General features: G+C 66.0%; 16 protein-coding genes. 7 read left to right on the top strand and 9 right to left on the bottom strand.

The annotated features are described in order from the left end of the window. Positions 1-13 precede the first annotated feature (13 nt). From GM672_RS05555 to GM672_RS05540, 4 genes are all read right to left on the bottom strand, one after another. Positions 14-892, bottom strand: a complete 879-nt coding sequence (locus tag GM672_RS05555) for a carbohydrate ABC transporter permease (RefSeq protein ID WP_155469534.1) — start codon at positions 890-892, stop codon at positions 14-16. After that, a complete protein-coding gene (locus tag GM672_RS05550; protein ID WP_229417564.1) occupies positions 882-1880 on the bottom strand; it encodes a carbohydrate ABC transporter permease in 999 nt (332 codons plus the stop codon). Before GM672_RS05550 ends, GM672_RS05555 begins: the two co-directional genes overlap by 11 nt. 127 nt (positions 1881-2007) lie before the next feature. Beyond that, positions 2008-3258, bottom strand: a complete 1251-nt coding sequence (locus tag GM672_RS05545; RefSeq protein WP_155469533.1) for an ABC transporter substrate-binding protein — start codon at positions 3256-3258, stop codon at positions 2008-2010. Between the two features lie 43 nt (positions 3259-3301). Then, positions 3302-4573: a maltoporin gene (locus GM672_RS05540; protein ID WP_155469532.1), complete on the bottom strand. Its 1272-nt coding sequence runs from the start codon at positions 4571-4573 to the stop codon at positions 3302-3304. A 362-nt stretch (positions 4574-4935) separates the two neighbouring features. Between GM672_RS05540 and GM672_RS05535 the strand changes: the two genes are divergently transcribed. From GM672_RS05535 to GM672_RS05525, 3 genes are read left to right on the top strand one after another with little or no spacing between them, the layout of a single operon-like run. Further along, positions 4936-6189 carry an ABC transporter substrate-binding protein gene (locus tag GM672_RS05535; RefSeq protein WP_155469531.1) on the top strand — a complete coding sequence of 418 codons (1254 nt, stop codon included), beginning with the start codon at positions 4936-4938 and terminating at the stop codon, positions 6187-6189. Between the two features lie 53 nt (positions 6190-6242). After that, the gene (locus GM672_RS05530) at positions 6243-6953 is read left to right on the top strand and encodes a response regulator (protein ID WP_155469530.1); all 711 of its coding nucleotides are present in this window, start codon (positions 6243-6245) and stop codon (positions 6951-6953) included. Continuing rightward, positions 6946-8421: an ATP-binding protein gene (locus GM672_RS05525; protein ID WP_155469529.1), complete on the top strand. Its 1476-nt coding sequence runs from the start codon at positions 6946-6948 to the stop codon at positions 8419-8421. The genes GM672_RS05530 and GM672_RS05525 overlap by 8 nt, the downstream gene beginning before the upstream one ends. Before the next feature lie 58 nt (positions 8422-8479). On the opposite strand, the gene GM672_RS05520 is transcribed toward GM672_RS05525, so the two are convergent. Then, the gene (locus GM672_RS05520) at positions 8480-9619 is read right to left on the bottom strand and encodes an MFS transporter (protein ID WP_155469528.1); all 1140 of its coding nucleotides are present in this window, start codon (positions 9617-9619) and stop codon (positions 8480-8482) included. Between the two features lie 225 nt (positions 9620-9844). Between GM672_RS05520 and GM672_RS05515 the strand changes: the two genes are divergently transcribed. The 3 genes from GM672_RS05515 (at position 9845) to GM672_RS05505 (ending at position 13601) form a co-directional block, all read left to right on the top strand. Further along, positions 9845-10609 (top strand): gamma-glutamyl-gamma-aminobutyrate hydrolase family protein, encoded by a 765-nt coding sequence (locus GM672_RS05515; RefSeq protein WP_155469527.1) that lies wholly within the window; start codon positions 9845-9847, stop codon positions 10607-10609. Between the two features lie 120 nt (positions 10610-10729). Continuing rightward, complete coding sequence (locus tag GM672_RS05510; RefSeq protein WP_155469526.1) at positions 10730-12100, top strand: glutamine synthetase family protein; 1371 nt, start codon at positions 10730-10732, stop codon at positions 12098-12100. Positions 12101-12191: 91 nt separating this feature from the next. Then, positions 12192-13601: an aspartate aminotransferase family protein gene (locus GM672_RS05505; protein WP_155469525.1), complete on the top strand. Its 1410-nt coding sequence runs from the start codon at positions 12192-12194 to the stop codon at positions 13599-13601. Between the two features lie 24 nt (positions 13602-13625). Here GM672_RS05505 and GM672_RS05500 read toward each other — a convergent pair whose 3' ends face one another. Both GM672_RS05500 and GM672_RS05495 read right to left on the bottom strand, forming a co-directional pair. Further along, the gene (locus GM672_RS05500) at positions 13626-15086 is read right to left on the bottom strand and encodes a high affinity choline transporter 1 (protein WP_155469524.1); all 1461 of its coding nucleotides are present in this window, start codon (positions 15084-15086) and stop codon (positions 13626-13628) included. 241 nt (positions 15087-15327) lie between these two features. Further along, on the bottom strand, positions 15328-16842 hold the full coding sequence (locus GM672_RS05495) for a catalase (protein ID WP_155469563.1): 1515 nt from the start codon (positions 16840-16842) through the stop codon (positions 15328-15330). Between the two features lie 214 nt (positions 16843-17056). Here GM672_RS05495 and GM672_RS05490 point away from each other — a divergent pair, with 214 nt between their 5' ends. Continuing rightward, on the top strand, positions 17057-18541 hold the full coding sequence (locus GM672_RS05490) for an aldehyde dehydrogenase (RefSeq protein WP_155469523.1): 1485 nt from the start codon (positions 17057-17059) through the stop codon (positions 18539-18541). Here the strand turns inward: GM672_RS05490 and GM672_RS05485 are convergent. Both GM672_RS05485 and GM672_RS05480 read right to left on the bottom strand, forming a co-directional pair. Beyond that, entirely contained in the window at positions 18532-19065 is a 534-nt protein-coding gene (locus GM672_RS05485; RefSeq protein WP_155469522.1) for a DUF2726 domain-containing protein, read from the bottom strand. The genes GM672_RS05490 and GM672_RS05485 overlap by 10 nt on opposite strands. A gap of 110 nt (positions 19066-19175) precedes the next feature. Beyond that, positions 19176-21746 carry a TonB-dependent receptor plug domain-containing protein gene (locus GM672_RS05480; RefSeq protein ID WP_155469521.1) on the bottom strand — a complete coding sequence of 857 codons (2571 nt, stop codon included), beginning with the start codon at positions 21744-21746 and terminating at the stop codon, positions 19176-19178. Positions 21747-21872 lie beyond the last annotated feature (126 nt).

Below are 21872 nucleotides of genomic sequence, written 5' to 3'. Positions count from 1 at the left end.
CAGTCGGCTTGTTTCAGCCTTTGACCGCGCCGGCCGTCAGGCCGCGCACGAAGTATTTGCCTGCGATGAGGTAGATCACCAGGGTCGGCAGGGCCGCGATGATGGCTGCCGCCATGTTCACGTTGTATTCGGTCACGCCGGTGGACGTGTTGACCAGGTTGTTCAGTGCCACCGTGACGGGCTGCGCATCGGCGCCGCCGAACACGACGCCGAACAGGAAGTCGTTCCAGATCTGCGTGAACTGCCAGATGAAGCAGACCATGAAGATGGGCAGCGACAGCGGGAAGATGATGCGGCGGTAGATCATGAAGAAGCCGGCGCCGTCGATGCGGGCCGCGTTCACCAGTTCGTCCGGCACCGTCACATAGTAGTTGCGGAAGAACAGCGTGGTAAATGCGATGCCGTAGATGATGTGGACCAGTACCAGGCCCGTCGTCGTATTGGCCAGTTCGGCCATGCCCAGCACGCGCGCCATCGGCAGGATCACCACCTGGAAGGGAATGAAGCAGCCCACCATCAGCGCCGTGAAGACGACGTTATGGCCGGGGAAGCGCCAGTGCGCCAGCACATAGCCGTTCAGCGATCCGATCAGGCTGGAAATCAGCACGGCCGGAATCACCATCTGCATCGAGTTCCAGAAGTAGGGCGCCAGGCCCTCGCAGCGCACGCCTGTGCAGGCGCCGGACCAGGCTTTCGACCAGGCGGCCGTCGTGGGCGCCAGCGGGAAGTCCAGCAGGTTGCCCTGGCGGATCTGGTCCAGCGTTTTGACGGACGTAGTCAGCATCACGTAAAGCGGCGCCAGGTAGTACAGCGCCACCAGCACCAGCAGCGCGTAGATGGCGATGCGGCCCGGCGTGATGCGCCCGCCTTCGCCGTGGAATTCAGCGGCCATGGCGCGCTCCTTTCGTTTCCAGGTACATCAAGGGCACCAGCACGGCCAGCACGGTGGCCAGCATCATCATGGCGGATGCCGCGCCCAGGCCCAGCTGGCCGCGGGTGAAGGAGAACTGGTACATGAAGATGGCCGGCACGTCCGACGAGGTGCCGGGTCCGCCGGCAGTCAGCGCCATTACCAGGTCGAAGCTCTTGATGGCGATATGGGCCAGCACCAGCAGCACGCTGAAGAAGACGGGGCGCAGCGACGGGATGACGATGCGCCGGTAGATCGTTGGCAGGCTGGCGCCATCGACCATGGCGGCCTTGATGATGCTGTCGTCCACGCTGCGCAGGCCGGCCAGGAACAGGGCCATGACGAAACCGGAGGATTGCCACACGCCGGCGATCACCACCGTGTAGATGGCCATGTCGGAGTTGACCAGCCAGTCGAAGGTGAAGTTGGTGAAGCCCCAGTCGTGCATCATCTTTTCCAGGCCCAGGCCGGGATTCAGGATCCACTTCCAGGCCGCGCCCGTGACGATGAAGGACAGCGCCATCGGATACAGGTAGATGGCGCGCAGTGCGCCCTCGTGGCGGATGCGCTGGTCCAGCAGGATGGCCATGCCCAGGCCGATGGCGAGGCAGAACAGGATGAACAGGCCGCCGAAGATGCCCAGGTTGGTGGCGGCAACCCACCACCGTTCGATCTCGAACAGTCGTTCGTATTGTGCGAAGCCGGCGAACTCGAAGTTCGGCATCATGCGCGACTCGGTCAGCGACAGGTAGGCCGTCAGCGCGATGAAGCCGTAGACAAAGACAAGTGACGCGATGATGGTGGGAGACAGCACAAGGCGGGGCAGCCAGGCGTCGGCCAGCGCGCCGAAGCGGCTGCCGGAACGCTGGGGCGGGCGGGCGGCGCTGTCGTTGGCGGCGGGGCGCTTGCCAGGGGGCGGCGCGGCCGGCGCGGGCGGACTGCCGGCGGTGTGAAGCGGTATGACGGACATGGGAGTTCTCCAGAAGCGGCAAGACTGCGGGGGACGGCTTTGGCCCGGGCCCGTCCGCGCGAGCGGAAACGGTGGCTGCGGCACGTGCGGCGCAGCCACCATGGGGGTGGACCCGGAACCGGCAGGCTTACATGGTCTTCGCGGCCTTGGCCAGTGCCTGCGCCGCGGCCTGCGGCGTCATGGTGCTGTTCATGAAGCGGGCGATCACGTCCTGGATCGCGCCGGCCTTGGCCGTGTCGATGGCCATGCCGTGCGCCAGCGAGGGCACCAGGCCGCCCGTCTTGCTGGTGGCGGCCATGTCATCCATCGACTTGGTGGCGCAGCTGTCGAACTTGTCGCGCGCGGCGCCGGCCCGCACGGGGATCGAACCCTTGTTCAGGTTGAACGTCTCCTGGAAGCCAGGGCTCATCACGGCGTTCGCCAGTACCAGCTGGGCCTTCTGCTGTTCGGGGTTCTTCACCTTGAACATGGCCAGCGAGTCGATATTGAAGGTGAACGCCTTGTCCGTGCCCGGCGCGGCCACGCACAGGAAGTCCTTGCCCGCGACCTTGCCGGCGGCGGTGAATTCGCCCTTGGCCCAGTCGCCCATGAACTGCATGCCGGCCTTGCCGTTGATGACCATGGCCGTGGCCAGGTTCCAGTCGCGGCCCGCCGCGTCCTTGTCGATATAGGTCTTCATGCGCGCCAGGGTCTCGAAGCTCTTGACCATGGTGGGGCTGGTCAGGCTGGCCGGGTCCAGCTGCACCAGGGCCTTCTTGTAGAACTCCGCGCCGCCCGTGCCCAGAACGACGGACTCGAACAAGGTGGCGTCCTGCCATGGCTGGCCGCCGTGGGCCAGGGCCACCATGCCGGCCTTCTTGATCTTGTCGGCCGCGTCGAAGAACTCGGCGAAGCTGGTGGGTGCCTTGGCGCCGGCCTTGGCCAGCACGGCAGGGTTCACCCACAGCCAGTTCACGCGGTGCACGTTGACGGGCACGGCCACGTAATGGCCCTTGTACTTCATGATGTTCGTGACAACCGGCGGCAGGCTGGCATCCCACTTGCCTTCCACTGCGGCCTGGTCGATATTGGCCAGCACGCCTTCCTGGCCCCATTCCTGGATCGACGGGCCCTTGATCTGGGCGGCCGTCGGCGGGCTGCCGGCCATCACGCGCGCCTTCAGCGCGGTGGCGGCATTCTCGCCGGCGCCGCCGGCCACGGCGAAGTCCTTCCACGCCACGCCCTTCGATTCCATGATCTTCTTCAGTTCGGCGGCCGACTTGGCCTCGCCGCCCGAAGTCCAGTAGTGCAGCACTTCCACCTGGGGTGCGGCCTGCGCGGCGGCGCCCAGCAGGGCGGTCGATGCCAGGATGGCTTGTACGGTCGTTTTCAGTTTCATGTCTTGTCTCCTTGTGTTGTTCGGTGGTGCTGCGGCCTTGCTGTTACCACCACGCTTCCAGTTGGACGCCGTAGGAGAAGCCGCTGGTGTCGTTGCCGTACACGGCGCCGGAATTGTTGAAGGCGTTCAGCGCAGGGATGGCGGCGTCATTCCATTTGCCGTAGGTGGCGAACAGGCGCAGCTCGGGGCGCGACCAGAAATCGCGCGACAGGGCGATCGTCGGCGCGATGGTCAGCTTGGTCAGGCGTGCCGTGCCCGGCGTAGAGTCGGACTTCAGCGTGCTCACGCCCAGTTCGCCCTGCAGCTTGAAGTTGTCGGTGAAGGCATACGATGGACGGCCGCCGATGGTGGCCCAGGTGGTCGAGCCGTTGGCGCCGTTCTTGTCGCGCTGGTACAAGGCGACGAGGGAGACGCCGAAGTCGCGCGTCGGCTGCAGGAAAATTTCGTCGAAGACGCGCACGCGGGTGTAGTCCGATCCCAGCAGCGTGCTGCCCGAAGGGCCCATGCGCGAGCAGCAGGCGCCGCCGATGCCGGTGCCGGGCCCCACGCCGTACTGCAGGCCGAACTTGTTGGTGCCGTTGCCCGGCAGGTTTTTTTGGTGGTGGAACATCGACAGCTGCCAGCCGTCGTGGGTGGTCTTGTCCTGGCCCTCGGCCGTGATGATCGATGCGGCCAGGTCGATGGTGCCGTTGGTGTTGACCGGCAGGTCTTCGTACAGGATGTTCTGGCGCGTGGCGGAGGTCGAATCGGTCACGCGGCCCGTCACGGGGTCGGTGTTATTCAGATCGTTGTCCTTGAAGAAGGCGTAGCTGATCTTGCCCGGGCCCAGCGGGAACCGGTCGATACCGGCGCCGGTGCCGTTCATGTTGATGTACTGCAGATCCAGGATATGGATGTCGGGACGCAGGTAGTGGCGCTTGCCGGCCCAGGCCGTGCCGCCCTTCAGGAAGGGCAGGTTGCGCGCTTCCACATAGGCCTTCGTCACTTCCAGGTCGGCGTCGCCGAAGTCGGAGCTGTTCTTGTAGGCCGTGGCCCAGACGGTGGCGACGAAACTGACGCCGTTGTCGGCCTTTGCCACTTCCTTCGTGTAGCCCAGTTCCGTGAAGCTGTCGCATTCGTTACCGAGGCGGTAGGTCATCGAGACGCCGCCCAGGCCGTAGCAGCTTTGCGAACCGCCGTGGTTGCTGTTGCCGACGCCGGCGCGCACGTAGCCATGGAAGCCTTCCACGTCGCGTTCGGCGGCAACGGCCGAACCACACGCCAATACGAGGGCCAGGGACGCGCCAAGGGGTTTGAGGGCGAACTGTTTGATCATGCTGTCTCCGGTGTTTAGTTTGTTTAGTTATTGGTTTGTGCTGCCGGAGCGGACATTAACATCGGCCAAATTGTGATACCACCGGGCTCGTCAAGACCCGTTGCGTCGATTTAAGTGCATGATTATTATGGTTTTTTTAATCGTCACGCGTGAAGTTTGCTCACATAAACTTACATGCCAAAGTGATATGGCTGCGCGCGCCGCAACATTTCGCAACAATTCCTGACGTTTCCTTTCAAAATGTGTCGAATAGTTACCTGCGTTTAACGAAAACTTTGGGTTATAGTCCACACTCGGCACACGTTGTTCAAACTATAAGCTGCCCCAGCAGGCGGCCCGGAGCGATGAAGGAGACCAAACACATGCCCTTGCGCAAGGCCTTGGCGGCCCTGTGCCTCACTGTCTGCTGCGGCGGGGCGGCGATGGCGCGCGAGCAGTCGCTGCAGGTGCTGCATTGGTGGAAGTCCACCAGCGAACGCAAGGCGGTCGACCTGATCGCGCAGCGCCTGGGCGAACAGGACATCGGTTGGCGCGACGGCATGATCCCCAGCGGCTCGGGCGTGGGCGCCGGCATCGTGCTGCGCAGCCGCATGCTGGCCAAGGATGCGCCGGAAGTGGCGCAACTGAACGGCATCGTGATCCGCGACTGGGCGCGCCTGAACCTGCTGCTGGAACTGGACACCGTAGCCGCCGCCGGCCACTGGAACAAGCTGCTGCTGCCCACCGTGGCCAGCACCATCCAGTACGACGGCCACGTCTACGCCGCGCCGCTGGGCATCCACCGCATCAACACGCTGTTCTACAATCGCAAGCTGCTGGCGCGCGTGGGCCAGCCGGTGCCCACCACGTGGCAGGAATTCGAGCGCGTCGCCGCCAGGCTGCAGCAGGCCGGCATCGTGCCGCTGGCACAGAGCAGCGAGCCGTGGCAGGTCGCCACCTTGTTCGAGACGCTGGTGCTGGCCGAAGGCGTGGACCTGTACCGCAACCTGTTCCAGAAGCGCAGCGCGGCGGCCTACGCGGACCCGCGCTTGGCCGCGGCGCTGGCGCGGCTGCGCTCCACCAAGCGGTGGATGGGCAGCCCGATCCAGGAACGCCGGTGGGAGGGCAGCGTGCGCGAGGTGGCCGAGAACCGCGCCGCGATGATGGTGATGGGCGACTGGGCCAAGGGCGAGCTGGTAGTGCGCGGCCTGGCGGTGGACGAGGACTTCGGCTGCGCGGCCTCGCCCGGCACGGCGCGCTACCACCTGTACAACATCGACACGCTCAGCATGCTGGGCACGCACCCGGAGCTGCGCCCGGCCCAGGAAAAGCTGGCGGCGCTGGCCCTGTCGCCGGCGGTGCAGGCGGACTACAATCACATCAAGGGTTCGATTCCCGTGCTGCGCAATCCGGCCCTGGCGAAAATGGATGCCTGCGCGCGCGCTTCGTGGAAGCTGTTCGCCAGCAGCGCCGAGGCGCAGGTACCGAGCCTGGTGCACCGCATGGCCACCGACGAGATCGTGCGCGATGCCATCGTGGCCGAGGTCCACCGCTTCTTCCTCGACGACAGCGTGACGGTGGCCGATGCCCAGCGCCGGCTGGGCACCATTGCCAGCACCTTCACGAAGACCAAATAAGCCAAGTAAGCCAAACAAGCCAAACAAGCCAGATAAGTGAGTTCAGTATTACCATGCGCAGGATATTAATCGTCGACGACGACCAGAAAACCCGGACCCTGCTGAAGACCTACCTGGAGAAGAACCAGTATGCCGTCGACCTGGCGCACGACGGTGCCACCTTCCTGGCCGAGTTCAACCGCAGTGCGGACGAGCTGTCGCTGGTGATCCTGGACGTCATGCTGCCCGATACGGACGGCTTCGCGCTGTGCCGCACGGTGCGCCAGCGCTCGAACGTCCCCATCATCATGCTGACGGCCAGTTCCGACGAGACCGACCGCGTGGTGGGCCTGGAACTGGGCGCGGACGACTATGTCTCCAAGCCCTACAGCCCGCGCGAGCTGGTGGCGCGCATCAAGGCCATCCACCGCCGCACCGGGATGGACAACACGGCCGCGCCGCGCTACTTCCACTTTGTCGGCTTCACGCTCGACACGGTGGCGCGTACCGTCACCGACCCCGCTGGCGCCCCCGTGCCGCTGACGGGGCTGGACTTCCAGCTGCTGAAATACTTCGTCGAGCATGCCGGCACGATCCTGGACCGCAGCGCCCTGTGCGAAGGCACGCGCGGACGCGGCGCGGGACCGATGGACCGCTTCCTGGACGTGCAGATCAGCCGCCTGCGCCTGCGCCTGAACGACGGCGGCGGCAATCCCCTGTTGATCAAGACGGTGCGCGGCGTCGGCTACGTGTTCTCGGCGGACGTGACGACTTCCCATGCTTGACAGGCTGCGGCGGCTGCGGCTGCCCGGGCACATCCTGCCGTCGTCGCTGCAAGGCAGGCTGACCCTCGTCATGGTGATCGGCGTGCTGCTGACGCAACTGGCCGGGAACATCATCTGGGCCGCGCAACGTCGCGCCGAGGCGCGCGAGGAAGTTCGCACGGCCGCGCAGCACCTGGCGCACAGTGCGTCCAGCGCCGTGCGATTTTTCCTCAGCCTGCCGCCGAACTACCGGCCCCTGATCATCCAGCAGTTCCGCGAGATGGGCGGCACGCGCTTTCTCGTCAATATCAACCGTGCGCCGGTGCCGGTGCGTTCGCTGGGCGGCCAGGAGCTGACCGACACGGCGCTCGCGCAGGTGCGGGCCACGTTGAAGGAAGACCTGCCCAACGCGCGCAAGCTGCAGATCGCGTTCGCGTGGCCGGACCGGCTGCCGGTGGACGACGAGGGCATCCTGCTGGCTGAGATGCCGGAGACGTGGACCCAGCACATCATGCTGCCGAAACCGGCGCCGGTGCTGCTGATCCAGGTCGAGCTGGAACCGGGCACGTGGATGTACCTGGCCACCCTGATGCCGAACCCGTATTTCCTCGAAACGGGCAATCCGCTGACGCGCGACCGGCTGCTGCTGCAGGCCCTGTCGCTGGCGGCGGTGCTGCTGGTGTCGATCCTCGTGGTGCGCTGGATCATACGCCCGCTGGCCGCGCTGTCGGAGGCGGCGACGGCCTTCGGCAAGGGCGAGAACCCGCCCGCGCTGCCGGAGACGGGCAGCCGCGAATTCGTCACGACGGCGCGCGCCTTCGAGGACATGCGCAAGCGCATCCAGCGCTACATGGAAGACCGCGAGCGCCTGTTCGTGTCGATCTCGCACGACCTGCGCACGCCCATCATGCGCCTGAAGCTGCGCACCGAGCTGCTCGACGAGGAAGCGATGCGCGACGAATTCCACGACGACCTCGATGAGCTGGACATGATGGTCAAGGGCGCATTGCAGACGGTGAAGGACAGCGACATCCACGAGAACGCCACCGAGGTGCGGCTCGACGCGCTGCTGGGCCGGATGGTGCGCGACGCCCAGCTGGCCGGCCACGAAGTGTCGTTCACCGCTTCCGGCCAGATGGTCACGGCCAAGCCGCTGGCGTTGAAGCGTGCCATCGGCAACCTCCTCAACAACGCCCTCTACTACGGCGCGCGGGTCGAGCTGGCGGTGGGCGAAAACGCCGGCAATATCGAAATCGTCGTGCGCGACCACGGCCCCGGCGTGCCCGAGGAAGCCCTGGCCGGCCTGGGCCAGCCGTATGTGCGTCTCGAACACGGCCGCAGCAGGAACAGCGGCGGCATGGGCCTGGGCCTCAGTATCGCGCGCGGCATCGTGCAGGCCCACGGCGGCGAGCTGCTGCTGGCCAATGCGCCAGATGGCGGCTTCCAGGCGACGATCGTGCTGCCGGGCGGCTTGTTCAACCCGGGCTGACGCCGCGCGTTCGATAAAGTTGCTCGAAAAATGGGGTCTGTCCCCATTTTTGCGGCAACTATTTCACGGTGCGCCGCTCCCACCACGCGCTGGCCAGGAACAGGGCGCACATCCCGAACAGCACGGCCGGCAGCGCGTTGATGCCGACGCTGTGCATCATCGCGCCCGTGGCCAGCGGGCCGGCGGCGCTGGCGATGCCCCAGGAGGCATTGACGATGGCCGAGGCGGTGGTCAGCGAGGCGTCGCTGAAACGCTCGCCGCAGGCCACCAGGGCCAGCATGTAGATGGCGCCGGCCACCGCGCCCAGCGCCAGCAGCAGGGTCCACCACAACCACGGAATGCCGGCCGCCAGCGGCAGCAGCGGCAGCAGCAGGCAGACGGCGACGCCGCAGCCCACGTGCACGCGCCAGCGCCCGTAACGATCGGCCAGCGCGCCCATCGCGAACTGCAGCGCCGTGTCGCCGACCAGCACGACGGTGGCGGAAATGAGCGCCAGTTCCGTCACGATCCCCTGGCGCATCGCGTAGACCGGCAGCAGCGCAAGGATCAAGGTATCGAACAGCGCGAAGAAGGCCGCGCCCATGGCGATCATCGGCATGTGCGGCAGCACGTCCTGCCAGCGCGCGTGGATTTCATCGTCGGCCGGCAGGCGCGTGCCGTCCAGCAGCATCAGGCCGGGCAGGGCGGCCACGAACAGCAGGCCGCAGGCGGCAAAGGGCCAGGCCAGCTTGCCGTTCAATAGGGCGACGAGGGTGGGGCCGGCCAGCTGGAACAAGGTGAAGCTGGTGGTGTAAAGGGCGACGACTCTGCCGCGCGACCGGTCCGGCGCGATGCGGTTGACCCACGCTTCGCCGATGGTGAACAGCACCCCCATGGCGGCGCCGAACAGGGCCCGCAACAGGCACCACAGCCAGACGTCGCCGTGCAGCTGCATGGCGACCGTGGCGCCGCCGGCGATGCAGACGGCGCCCATCATCGTCGCGCGCGCGCCGAAGCGGGCCACCCAGCCCGTCACGAAGGGTGCCACGCCGAGGATGCCGAGCGCGCTGGCAGCCGTGACGAGGCCGATGACAAAGGTGCCCGCGCCACGCCCGTCCAGCGCCAGCGCGGTCAGGGGAATGGTGGCGCCGAGGCCGAGGCCGACGATGCCGATACTGATGACGAGGGCGGAAAAATCGCGCCAGGGCAGGTCCTTCATGGCGCGGCGCGGAAGGTGAAGAAGGTGAGGGAGGTCAATGGGGGCGATTCGATTGTGCGTAGCTGTAATGATAACAAAAGTGAATTTGTGATAAATTAAGTCATCGGTCGTTCGAGAACGCGGAGCACGTGCTGCGTGCCGCCGGGGCGCTTTTGCCCGGCACACGGTTGCGTAAAGCGTAGCGTGCATTTCGCGTCGGGCCATTTGAAAGCAGAGCTGACATCCATGCGCCGTCCCATCGTCCTCGTGCCTGCGTGCACCCGGCAGATTGGTCACTTTCCCAATCACGCCGCGCAAAACAAGTATGTCAATGCCGTCGTGCTGGGCGGCCGTTGCATGCCGCTGATCCTGCCCGCGCTGGCCGAGCTGACGGACATGGAAGCGGTGCTGGCGGTGGCCGATGGCGTCATGCTGACCGGCTCGGCCTCGAATGTGCATTCCGACCTGTACGGCCAGCCGATCCACAATCCGGCGCTGCCGCTCGATGCGGCCCGCGATGCCACCACCCTGCCGCTGATCCGCGCGGCCGTGAAGCGGGGCATCCCCCTGCTGGGCATCTGCCGCGGCTTCCAGGAAATCAATGTGGCGCTGGGCGGCACCCTGCACCAGGCCGTGCAGGAAGTGCCGGGCATGATGGATCACCGCGACCGCGAGGACGATGCACTCGACGTGCAGTACGGGCCGGCCCACCCGATCCGGCTGACGCCGGGCGGCAAGTTCGCCCGGATGCTGGGCGATCCGGAAGAAATCATCGTCAATTCCCTGCATGGGCAGGGTGTCGATGTGCTGGCCCAGGGCCTCACCGTGGAAGCGGTGGCGCACGACGGGCTGGTGGAGGCTTACACGATCGATGCGGCACAGGGTTTCTCGCTGGCGGTTCAGTGGCACCCCGAGTGGCGCATCACGGAAAACCCCGACTCCATGAAGATGTTCCTGGCATTCGGCAACGCGTGCCGCGAATACCAGGCAAGGCGACAGGAGCGGGCCTGATGAAGACGTTCCTCATTCCGTCCGGCGGTATCCCTTAGCTGTTCTTGCCAGAGTCAGTTCACGGGTACGCGGCCGAGCAGGTGATGACGGCCGCGATCAATGACTTTTTTGGAGCAAGAAATGGCTATTCGCGAAAATTTTACCTATACCGATATGGATGAGTGGCTCAATGCAAAGCGAGTCACGGAAATCGAATGCCTGGTGCCCGACCTCACCGGCGTGGCCCGCGGCAAGATCCTGCCGCGTGTGAAATTCACCGAGGATCGCGGCATGCGCATCCCCGAGGCCGTGCTGGGCATGACCGTCACGGGTAATTCGCCCACCGACGATCCGGCCTACGACCGGGCCATTTCCCGCACCGACCGCGACATGATCCTGAAGGCCGACCCCACCACCATCACGATGGTGCCGTGGGCAACCGACCCCACCGCCCAGGTCATCCACGACTGCTATTTTTCCGACGGCCGCCTGGTCGATTTCGCGCCCCGTTCCGTGCTGCGCCGCGTGCTGAAGATGTACGCTGACAAGGGCTGGAAACCGGTGGTGGCGCCGGAACTGGAGTTCTACCTGACGGCGAAGATCTCCGACCCGGACCTGCCGCTGCGCGCACCGGTGGGCCGCAGCGGCCGCGCCGAAACGTCGCGCCAGGTCTACAGTATCGACGCCGTCAACGAATTCGACCCCCTGTTCGAGGACATCTACGATTACTGCGACATGATGGGGCTGGACGTGGATACCCTGATCCACGAGATCGGCGCCGGCCAGATGGAGATCAACTTCCTGCACGGCGAGCCCCTCGGCCTGGCCGACAAGGTGTTCTTCTTCAAGCGCACCTTGCGCGAGGCGGCCCTGAAGCACGAGATGTACGCCACCTTCATGGCCAAGCCGATGGCGGGCGAGCCGGGATCGGCGATGCACATCCATCAGAGCGTGGTCGATGCCAAGACGGGCTGGAACATCTTCAGCAACCAGGACGGCTCGCCGTCGCCCCTGTTCAAGAACTATATCGGTGGCCTGCAGCGCTACATGCCGGCCGCGCTGGCGATCGTCGCGCCCTACGTGAACTCCTACCGCCGCCTGGTGCGCCACACGGCCGCGCCGATCAATATCCAGTGGGGCGTGGACAACCGTACCGTCGGCTTCCGCGTGCCGGAATCGGGTGTGCAGGACCGCCGCGTGGAAAACCGCATCATCGGCTCGGATGCCAATCCCTACCTGGCGCTGGCCGTCACGCTGGCCTGCGGCTACCTGGGCATGACGGAACAGCTGGAACCGACCGCCATCACCACCGGCAGCGCCTACGAGATGGAATACGAGCTGCCGCAAGGCCTGCCCGAGGCGCTGCAGCGCCTGCGCGGCGAGGACCGGCTGCGCGAAGTACTGGGCGAACGCTTCATTGACGTGTACTCTGCCATCAAGGACCTCGAACACCAGGAATTCATGACCGTCATCAGCCCGTGGGAGCGCGAGCACCTGCTGCTGCACGTCTAGAAGCCCAGGCAGGTCAGCGGCGCCGGGCGGCGCCGCGGCAGTGCATTACTGCACAGCCGAACACCCACCGCAGTCACCCCAGGAGTCGATCATGACGACCATCCCGCAAGTGCCGGAGCTGCCCGATACGCAAGCCCTGCAGCGGCTCGATGCCGCCCATTTCCTGCACCCGTTTACCGATCACCAGGCGCTGGCCGAGAAGGGCGTACGCGTGATGGTGCGCGGCGACGGCATCTACCTGTGGGATTCCGAAGGGCGCAAGGTGCTCGACGCCATGTCGGGCCTGTGGTGCGTCAATGTCGGCTACGGCCGCACCAGCATCACGCAGGCAGTGGCGCGGCAGATGGACACGCTGCCTTTCTATAACAGCTTCTTCAACACCACCACGATCCCGGCCGTGCAGCTGGCGGCCAAGCTGGCCCGCATCGCGCCGCCCGGCTTCAAGCACGTGTTCTACACGGGCTCCGGTTCGGAGGCGAACGACACCAATGTACGCATGGTGCGCCGCTACTGGGACCTGCAGGGCCAGCCCGACCGCACGGTCATCATCAGCCGCCACAATGCCTACCACGGCAGCACGATGGCGGGGGCGTCGCTGGGCGGCATGAGCGGCATGCACGTGCAGGGCGGCCTGCCGATTCCCGGCATCGTCCATATCAACCAGCCCAGCTACGCCGACCACGGCGCCGGCATGACGCCGGAGGAATTCGGCGTGCACGCGGCGGGCTGGCTGGAAGAGCGCATCAAGGAGCTGGGGCCGGACAAGGTGGCCGCCTTTATCGGCGAACCGGTGCAGGGTGCCGGCGGCGTCATCATCCCGCCGCCCGGCTATTGGCCGGAGATCCGCCGCATCTGCGACAAATACGACATCCTGCTGATCGCGGACGAAGTCATCACGGGCTTCGGCCGGCTCGGCAAATGGTTCGCCTCCGAGCTGTTCGACATCCGCCCGGACCTGATCACCTTCGCCAAGGGCGTCACGTCCGGCTATGTGCCGCTGGGCGGCGTGCTGGTGGGCGAGCGCGTGGCCGACGTCATCGTGGCCGGCGGCGACTTCAATCATGGCTTCACGTACTCGGGCCACCCGGTGGCCTGCGCCGCCGCGCTGGAGAACATCCGCATCCTGGAAGAGGAAAAGCTGGTCGAGCAGGTGGCGCACGACACGGCGCCCTACCTGAAGGCGCGCTTCGCCAGCCTGGCCGCGCACCCGCTGGTGGGCATGGCCGAGAGCTGCGGCTTCGTGGCGGGGCTGAACCTGGTGCGGCGCAAGGCCGCCAACGTGCATTACCAGGTGCGCTTCGACCCGTCGCTGGGCGTGGGCATGATCTGCCGCGGCCATATGTTCAACAACGGCGTCATCATGCGCGCCGTGGGCGACCGCATGATCATCGCGCCGCCGCTGGTCATGACGCGCGCCCAGATCGACGAGATGATCGCACTGATCCGCCTGTGCCTGGACCGCACGCTGGAAGACCTGGAGCGGCGCGGCTGGATGAGCTGAGCGCGGCTGGGCAGGGCGGGGGCTTCAGGCGCCTGCGTGCAGGCGGGCGGTCGCATCCTGTCGGTCCTGCAGCACCTGCGGCGCCAGCGAACCGACGAACATGCCGGCGAATGCCGCCAGCAGGCCGGCCAGCTGGCCGGGGAAGGCGGTGCCCCAGCTGGTCAGCTGCGGGAAGAACAGCACCCACACGGCGATGCCGGCGCCGATCGACAGCACTGCGCCCTGCGTCGTCGCGCGCTTCCAGTACAGGCCCATCACCAGCGGCACGAAGGCGCCGACCAGGGTGACCTGGTAGGCGCTCGACACCAGTTCGTAGATCGACGTGCCCTGCATGGCGATGGCGTAGGCCAGCACCAGCGTGGCGAAGACAACGATCGTCACGCGCATGGCCAGCAGAAGCTGGCGGTCCTTCATGTCCGGACGCAGGTTCTTCAGGATGTTCTCGACAAAGCTGGTGGCCGGTGCCAGCAGGGTGGCCGACGAAGTGCTCTTGATGGCCGACAGCAGGGCGCCGAAGAACAGGATCTGCATCACCAGCGGCATCTTCGTCATGACGAAGGTGGGCAGCAGGCGCTGGTAGTCGTTCTTGGCGATGTCCATGGCGCTGTCGCCCATGACGACGACGGCGGCGGCGACGATAAACATGGGCACGAAGCCGAACAGGATGTAGCTGGCGCCGCCGATGACGGCGCCGCTGCGCGCCGTCGGCGCGTTCTTGGCCGACATCACGCGCTGGAACACGTCCTGTTGCGGGATCGAGCCGAACATCATCGTGATGGCGGCGGCGAAGAAGAAGACGATGTCCGTGAAGGTCGGCTCGGGCCACAGGCGCCACAGGTCGGCCTGCTGCGCCATGCCCAGCACCTTGTCGGCGCCGCCGGCCAGGTCGGCGGCGAAGAAGGCGATGACGGTCATGCCGACGACGAGCACGATCATCTGGATGAAGTCCGTGATGGCGACTGCCATGAAGCCGCCCACGACGACGTAGATCAGCACCGCCAGTGTGCCGATCACCATGCCGGCGGCGGGCGACATGGCGCCGTTCGTCAGCACCGTGAACACCAGGCCCAGGGCCGTGATCTGCGCGGCCACCCAGCCCAGGTAGCTGAGGATGATGGTGACGGAGCAGAATACCTCGACGCCCTTGCCGTAGCGCTGGCGGTAGTAGTCGCCGATGGTCAGCAGGTTCAGTTTGTACAGTTTGGTGGCGAAGAACAGGCCGACGAGGATCAGGCAGGTGCCGGCGCCGAACGGGTCCTCGATGACGGCATTCAGGCCGCCCTGGACGAACTTGGCCGGCACGCCCATCACGGTTTCGGCGCCGAACCAGGTGGCAAAGGTCGTTGTGATCACCATGATCAGCGGCAGGCTGCGGCCGGCCACGGCGAAATCGGCCGTGTTCTTGATGCGGCGGCCCGCCCACATGCCGACGGCCAGCGTGCCCAGGAGGTAGAGCACGACGAAGATGATCAGGGTGGTGTTCATGGGCGAGAAATATCGGGCGGAAAATCCGCGATTATAAAGGCAGAACCCGGCAATTGGACCAGCTTCGGAAAGAGGCTGTCCTCGGATTTGCGCCGGCGTCGCCAGGCCGGCAGGGAACGCCCGGGCATATCGTGCCGGGCAATTGTAGTATGAATACCACGCATGTTGCGCGGTCCCCAGGGCAAAAAAGCCGCCGCCCCGGTCAAAGGGCGACGGCTTGTTGCACGGACAGGACGTGCGCTTACTCTTTCAGCCCGGCGGCCAGGGTGGCGACCTTGGCGCCATCGGCACCGACGGCCTTCACCAGGCGGCGGCCGTAGTCGGCATCGGCCTTCCAGAAGTGCGACAGCATCGTGTACAGGCTGTCCTGGTTCTTCACCCGTTTCAGGTCGCCCGACAGGTTGGCGATCAGGTCGTCACGCTCCTGCGCCGGCAGGGCGCGGTAGAACTCGCCGGCCTGCTGGAAGTTCAGGGTCCTGGCGATGCGCGCCTGCTGCGTCGTGCCGGCCAGCGGCAGCTGGCTGCTGCGGGCATTCGGGTCTTCCTTGACCTGGGCCAGGCGGCTCGGCTCGTAGTTGACGCGGCCCGTGCGGCCGGACGTATTGGCCGCGCCGTCGATATGGTTGTTCACCACGGGCACCAGCGGCTTGTTGATCGGCAGCGACTGGAAGTTCGCGCCCAGGCGGTGGTGCTGCGTGTCGATGTACGAGAACAGGCGGCCCTGCAGCATGCGGTCTTCCGACGCCTCGATGCCCGGCACCAGGTTCCCCGGTGCCATCGCAACCTGCTCGGTGGCCTCGAAGAAGTTGTCCGGCACGCGGTTCAGCACCATCGTGCCCACTTTACGCTGCGGCACGCCGGTCCATACCTTGGTGGCGTCCAGCGGGTCGAAGTCGAATTTGTCCAGCTCTTCGGGCTTGATGATCTGCACCGTCAGGTCCCACACGGGGAAGGCGCCCTTGGCGATCGAATCATACAGATCGACCGTCGCGTGACTGGTGCTCTTGCCCTGCACGGCGGCGATCTCGCCGGGACGCAGGTTGCGTTCGCCCTGGCGCGACGTCCACGTGAATTTGCCATACACGTAGCCGCCCCTGGCATTGACCAGTTTCAGCGCATGGACGCTGCTGCCGTGCATCTGGCGGTAGTTGGCCGGCGTGCCCAGGTTCGAATAGACGCGGGTGAGCATATGGGTCGCTTCCGGCACGTGCGAGAAGAAGTCGAACACCCGTTCCGGTTCCTGCACATTGGTGACGGGGTCCGGTTTCAATGCGTGGATCATGTCCGGGAACTTGATGGCGTCGCGGATGAAGAAGATCGGCAGGTTGTTGCCGACCAGGTCGAAGTTCCCTTCCTGCGTATAGAACTTGGTGGCGAAGCCGCGCGGGTCGCGCGTCGTTTCCGCACCGGAGCGGCCCGGAATCACGGTCGAGAAGCGCACGAACACGGGCGTGACGGTGCCCTTGGCGAACAGCCTGGCCTTCGACAGGTCGGACAGGTCGTCGGTGGCCGTAAAGGTGCCGTGGGCGCCCGTGCCGGTGGCGTGCACCACGCGCTCGGGAATGCGCTCGCGGTCGAAACGCTGCAGCTTCTGCACCAGGTGCACGTCCTGCAGCAGGGTGGGGCCGCCGGGGCCGGCGGTCTGGCTGTTCTGGTTGTCGCCCACGGGGGCGCCGTTATCCTTGGTCAGGGTCTGGGCATTGGTCTGGCTTTGCGCCTGCGCGCCGGTAGCGAAGGCCGCTACACCGGACAACATGACGAGGCCGCACAACAGCGTACGGGCCGGCTGGCTGGCGAGAAGATTGCTCATATACTCTTCCTATTGATTTATATGTTTGGAGAATGCTTATGCTATCGACTCACCTGTCATTATAGAAATTTATTGTAGCTATCGATGAGATAGCTATTGCCTAAATGTCCACACGGGGCGCCCCGCAGTAGAATCGAACAAACCCACCAAGGAGACCGGCATGACGACCACTACCTGGCACGAACGCGCGCGCGACCTGCAGATCGACGGCCGCGCCCTGATCGATGGCGAACGAGTCTGGGCACGGGGCGAGCGGCAGTCCGACAACCACTCGCCCATCGACGGGCGCAAGCTGGGCGTCGTGGCCCGCTGCGACAGCGCCGACGTCGATGTCGCCGTGGCCGCCGCCCGCGCCGCCTTCGACGACGGCCGCTGGGCCGCTTTCGCGCCCGCGAAACGCAAGCGCATCCTGCTCAAGTTCGCCGACCTGATGGGACAGCACGCGGCCGAACTGGCGCTGCTGGAAACGCTGGACATGGGCAAGCCCATCAAGTACAGCCAGGCCGTCGATGTCGCGGGCGCCGCCAACTGCATCCGCTGGTACGGCGAAGCCATCGACAAGGTGTATGGCGAAATCGCCCCCACCCCGAGCGACAGCCTGGCCTTGATCACGCGCGAGCCGGTCGGCGTCGTCGGTGCCATCGTGCCGTGGAACTACCCGATGCTGATGGCGTCGTGGAAGATCGCCCCGGCCCTGGCGGCGGGTAACAGCGTCGTGCTCAAGCCCTCGGAAAAGTCGCCGCTGACGGCGCTCCGGCTGGCCGACCTGGCGCTGCAGGCGGGCATTCCGCCGGGCGTGTTCAATGTGCTGCCGGGCTTCGGCAATGAAGCCGGCGCCGCGCTGGCGCTGCACATGGATGTGGACTGCATCGCCTTCACGGGCTCGACCCGCACGGGCCGGCAGATCATGCAGATGGCGGGCCAGTCGAACCTGAAGCGGGCCTGGATGGAACTGGGCGGCAAGTCGGCCAATATCGTCTGCGCCGACTGCCCGGACCTGGGCGCTGCCGTGGCCGCGTCGATCGGCTCGATCTTCTTCAACCAGGGCGAAAGCTGCAATGCGCCGTCACGCCTGTTCGTCGAGGAATCGATCCGCGAGCGCTTCATCGAGCAGGCGCTGGCGATGGTGCCGGCCTTCGCGCCGGGCGACCCGCTGGACGAGGCGACCGTGATGGGCGCCATCGTCGACGATATCCAGCTGAACACCGTGTTGGGCTATATCGAGCAGGGCAAGGCGGCCGGCGCGCGGCTGGTGGCGGGCGGCGAACGGGTCAGGCTGGAGACGGGCGGCTACTACGTCGCGCCCACCATCTTCGACGGCGTCGACGCCGGCATGAGCATCGCCCGCGAGGAAATCTTCGGGCCCGTGCTGTCCGTTCTTGGCTTCACGGACGTCGACGAGGCGGTCAGGCAGGCCAACGCCTCGCCCTACGGCCTGCACGCGGCCGTGTGGACGGCCGACCTGTCGAAAGCCATCCGCACCTCACGCGCGCTGCGCGCAGGCACGGTGCACGTCAACCAGTACGACAACGACGACATCACCGTGCCCTTCGGCGGCTACAAGCAGTCCGGCAACGGCCGCGACAAGTCGCTGCACGCGCTGGATAAATATACGGAGTTGAAGACGACGTGGATTCAGGTCTGAGCCACGGCTGCCGGCACGACGTGTAAGGTGGGCGGCACGGCGCGCGGCGTCTCCACTGCTGGCGGCGGAATCAGCGCATCGCGCAGCGCCGGCACCGCCGGCTTCTTGCGCGATTCGAAACGCAGGGTGCGGATGCCGGCCCCCTGCAGGCGAGCGTCGCGCAACTGGTCCTTGGCCGCCTTGTGGCTTTTGTCGTCCAGTTCTACGACGGCGACGATGCTGCCATCGGCCCTGCACACCAGGTAATCGACACGCTGCTGGGCGATGCGCAGATGGTCTCCGTAGGCCTTCTTGCGGTCCGTTTCCGTCGTCTGCAGGATCGCAGACATGGCAACCTGCGGGAAGATGAAGTGCTCCGGCACGGCCTTGACCAGCCGGCCGAAGAATTCCAGTTCGTTGTCCGTCATCGGCGGGCGGGCGCGGAAAGTAGCCTCGTGGCGCTTCGCTGTCTTCAGGGCCGCGAGCGTCGCCACGGCCATGGCGACCACGAGCAAAATAACGAGAACGGTCATACTGCTGTTCATGGGAATCCTTGATGTTTCTTTGGGGAATTAATTATTCCTTAAGGAAACAAATCTCGGCAAGCCTTTTATGCGCTTCCCATGCTGTCAATCATACGGGTTGGCGGGAACGCTCAGAACCGGTAATTCACCTTCACCGCCGCCACCCGTCCGCGCGGGTCGGCCTGGGTGAAGTCGAAGAAGGTCTGCGACGAATCCCACGACGGCCGCTTGTCTCCCACGTTCTGCACGATCAGGCTGACGGTGGCCGCAGGTGTCGCCTTCCACGCCAGGGTCACGTCGAAGGTGCCGACCGGCTTGACGCGCTCGCCGGGCCGCGTGGTCTGGTCGTAGCCGTCCACGTAGTTCCACACCAGCGTGTTCGACCAGGCGCCGATGTCCCAGGTGGCACCCGTCACGCCGCGCCATTTCGGGATGGAGCCGAACCAGTTGTTGCCGGCGCCTTCCGTCAGCGGCTCGCCCAATGCCAGCGGCGCCTCGAACTTCAGCACGCGGCTCAACTGGCCGTTGACGGTCAGCTTGCCGAATGACCCCAGCGGCAGCGTGTGGCGCAGGTCGATGTCGATGCCCGAAACGTTGCGGTCGCCCTGGTTGGCGTACTGGCGATACAGGGTCAGGATGCGGCCCTGCGCGTCGCGCACCACCTTCTGCGGCGCCTGCGCCTCGTTGGCGATGATGTTGTCGGCCGACTCGGTGTCGATCACGCCCTTGGTCCTGATGTGATAGTAATCGACGCCGATGCTGGTGCGGCTGCTCGGGGCCAGCACCACGCCCAGATTCAGGTTGTTCGACCGCTCCGGCTTAAGGTCGGCGTTGGCGATGGTCAGGTTCGTCACGCCGCGCGCCTGCGTCGGCGAGATCGGGTCGCGCGGGTCGACCACGTTGCCGTAGCTGACGGAGGTCGAGTTGGTAATCTCCGGCAGCGACGGCGCCCGGAAGCCGCGCGAGACGGTACCGCGCAGCAGCAGCCACTGGGCCGCCTGCCAGCGCACGCTGGCCTTGGGCGAGAAGGCGCTGCCGAAGTCGCTGTAGCGGTCGGCGCGGCCGGCCACGTTGACCGTCACGTCCTTCACTACCGGCACGTTGAACTCGGCGAACAGCGCCGCCACGTCGCGCGTGCCGTCGATGATGTTGATGGCCGGGCGCAGCTCGGTGCCGGACAGGACGGCCGTCGACGTTTGCGAATCCATCTCCTCGCGGCGCCACTGGGCACCGGCCGCGAAGCCCAGTGGGCCGGCCGGCAGTTGCAGCAACTCGCGGGTGGCCGAGAAGTCCACCGTCGTCAGCTTCGATTCGGCCGGGCGCAGGGTGGACAGGCGCAGTCGGTTGCGCACCGCCTCGCTGTTGTTGGCCTGGTTGACGAAGTCGTAGCTGCCGTCGGCCAGCACCTTCTCGAATTCGTAGCGGTTGACGAAGTTCTGCACCGTCTCCTTCAACTTGCTGCCCGAGCGGCCAATGGAGGCGTCGTAGTCCCAGCCTGCCACGGTGCCCTTGGCCCCCGCCAGCACGCGGAAGAAGTCCACCTTGTCCTGCTTCATGCGCGCGCCCAGGTCGAACAGCGTGGCGTTGATGGGCAGCGGCGTCGTGCCGGGGTTGTTCGGATGGCCGACCGGCAGCACGACGTTGATCGTGTCGAGCTGCTGCCTGGCGTTGTTCCAGGCCCGCAGGCCGCTGCCCACCGTCAGCGGCGCGCCGAAGGTCTGGTCGGCGCGCGAGTGGCCGTACAGGACGTCTGCATACGCTTCGTTGTCGTCGTCGATCTTCACGGTGCCGCGCAGCGACGCGTGCACGCGCTTGATGCTGGGGATCAAGGTGCGGTATCGGGACGGATTGAAGGCCAGCACCTGGCCGCTCTTGCCGGGCGTGATGGCGCTGTAGGGCTGCAGCTGCAGCGGGCCTTGCAGGCCGCCCAGCAGCTGGGTCGGATTGCCGTTGACGTAGTTGGTCGGGGTCCAGCCCAGCGTGCCGCTCGGGTTGCCGCGGAAGTCGCTGTCCTTCAGCCATGCCACGTCGGTCTGCTGCAGGGTGTCGCGCTGCTGGGCGTCGACCGACAGCACGACGCTGTAGCCGTCCGCATCGAGCTTGCCGAAGCCCGCCTGCAGCGCGGCGCTTTTCTCGCGCTGGCCCGTGCCTTCCGTCGAACCGCCGTACTGGCCCGTCACCTCGGTGCCCGTGAATTCCTTGTACAGGATCAGGTTGACGACGCCGGCCACGGCGTCGGAGCCGTAGACGGACGACGCGCCGTCCTTCAGCACTTCGATGCGCTGCACCGCCGCCATCGGCAGGCTGTTCAGGTCGACGAAGACTTCCTGCAGGTCCTGCGCCGTCGCATACGGGCTGACCCGCTTGCCGTTCACGAGGATCAGCGTGTTCTTCTGGCCGATGCCGCGCAGCGACAGGCCGGCCGTACCGGCCGAGAAGCTGCCCGTGTACTGCTCGTTGTAGCTGTTGCCGCTGTTGGCGGAGATGGCGCGGATCACGTCGGCGATGCTGGCCTTGCCGCTGGCGGCGATTTCCTTGGCCGAGATTACCTGCACGGCGCTGGCGCCTTCCTTCTGCGTGGTGCGGATGTTCGAGCCGGTGATGACGACCTTGTCGATGGGGGCAGATTCCTGCGCGATGGCGAACAGGGGCAGGGCGGCGGCGATGGCCAGGACGAGCTGGCGCTGAAGTGGTTGATGCATGGTTTCCTCTTGGTGGGAGTGACCCCGTCACGATGCGACAGGGCGAGCGCGTCCCTGGCCGGCCTTGTGGGACGGTGCGGGACAGCAGGCTTAAGGGTGGCGGATTAGAGCGTGCGCGAGAGGCAC

Origin of the sequence: Pseudoduganella buxea (assembly GCF_009720835.1) — a bacterium.
Classification (GTDB): domain Bacteria; phylum Pseudomonadota; class Gammaproteobacteria; order Burkholderiales; family Burkholderiaceae_D; genus Rugamonas; species Rugamonas buxea.
Note: the sequence above shows the minus strand (reverse complement) of the source record. Positions and strands in the feature narration are given on the sequence as shown.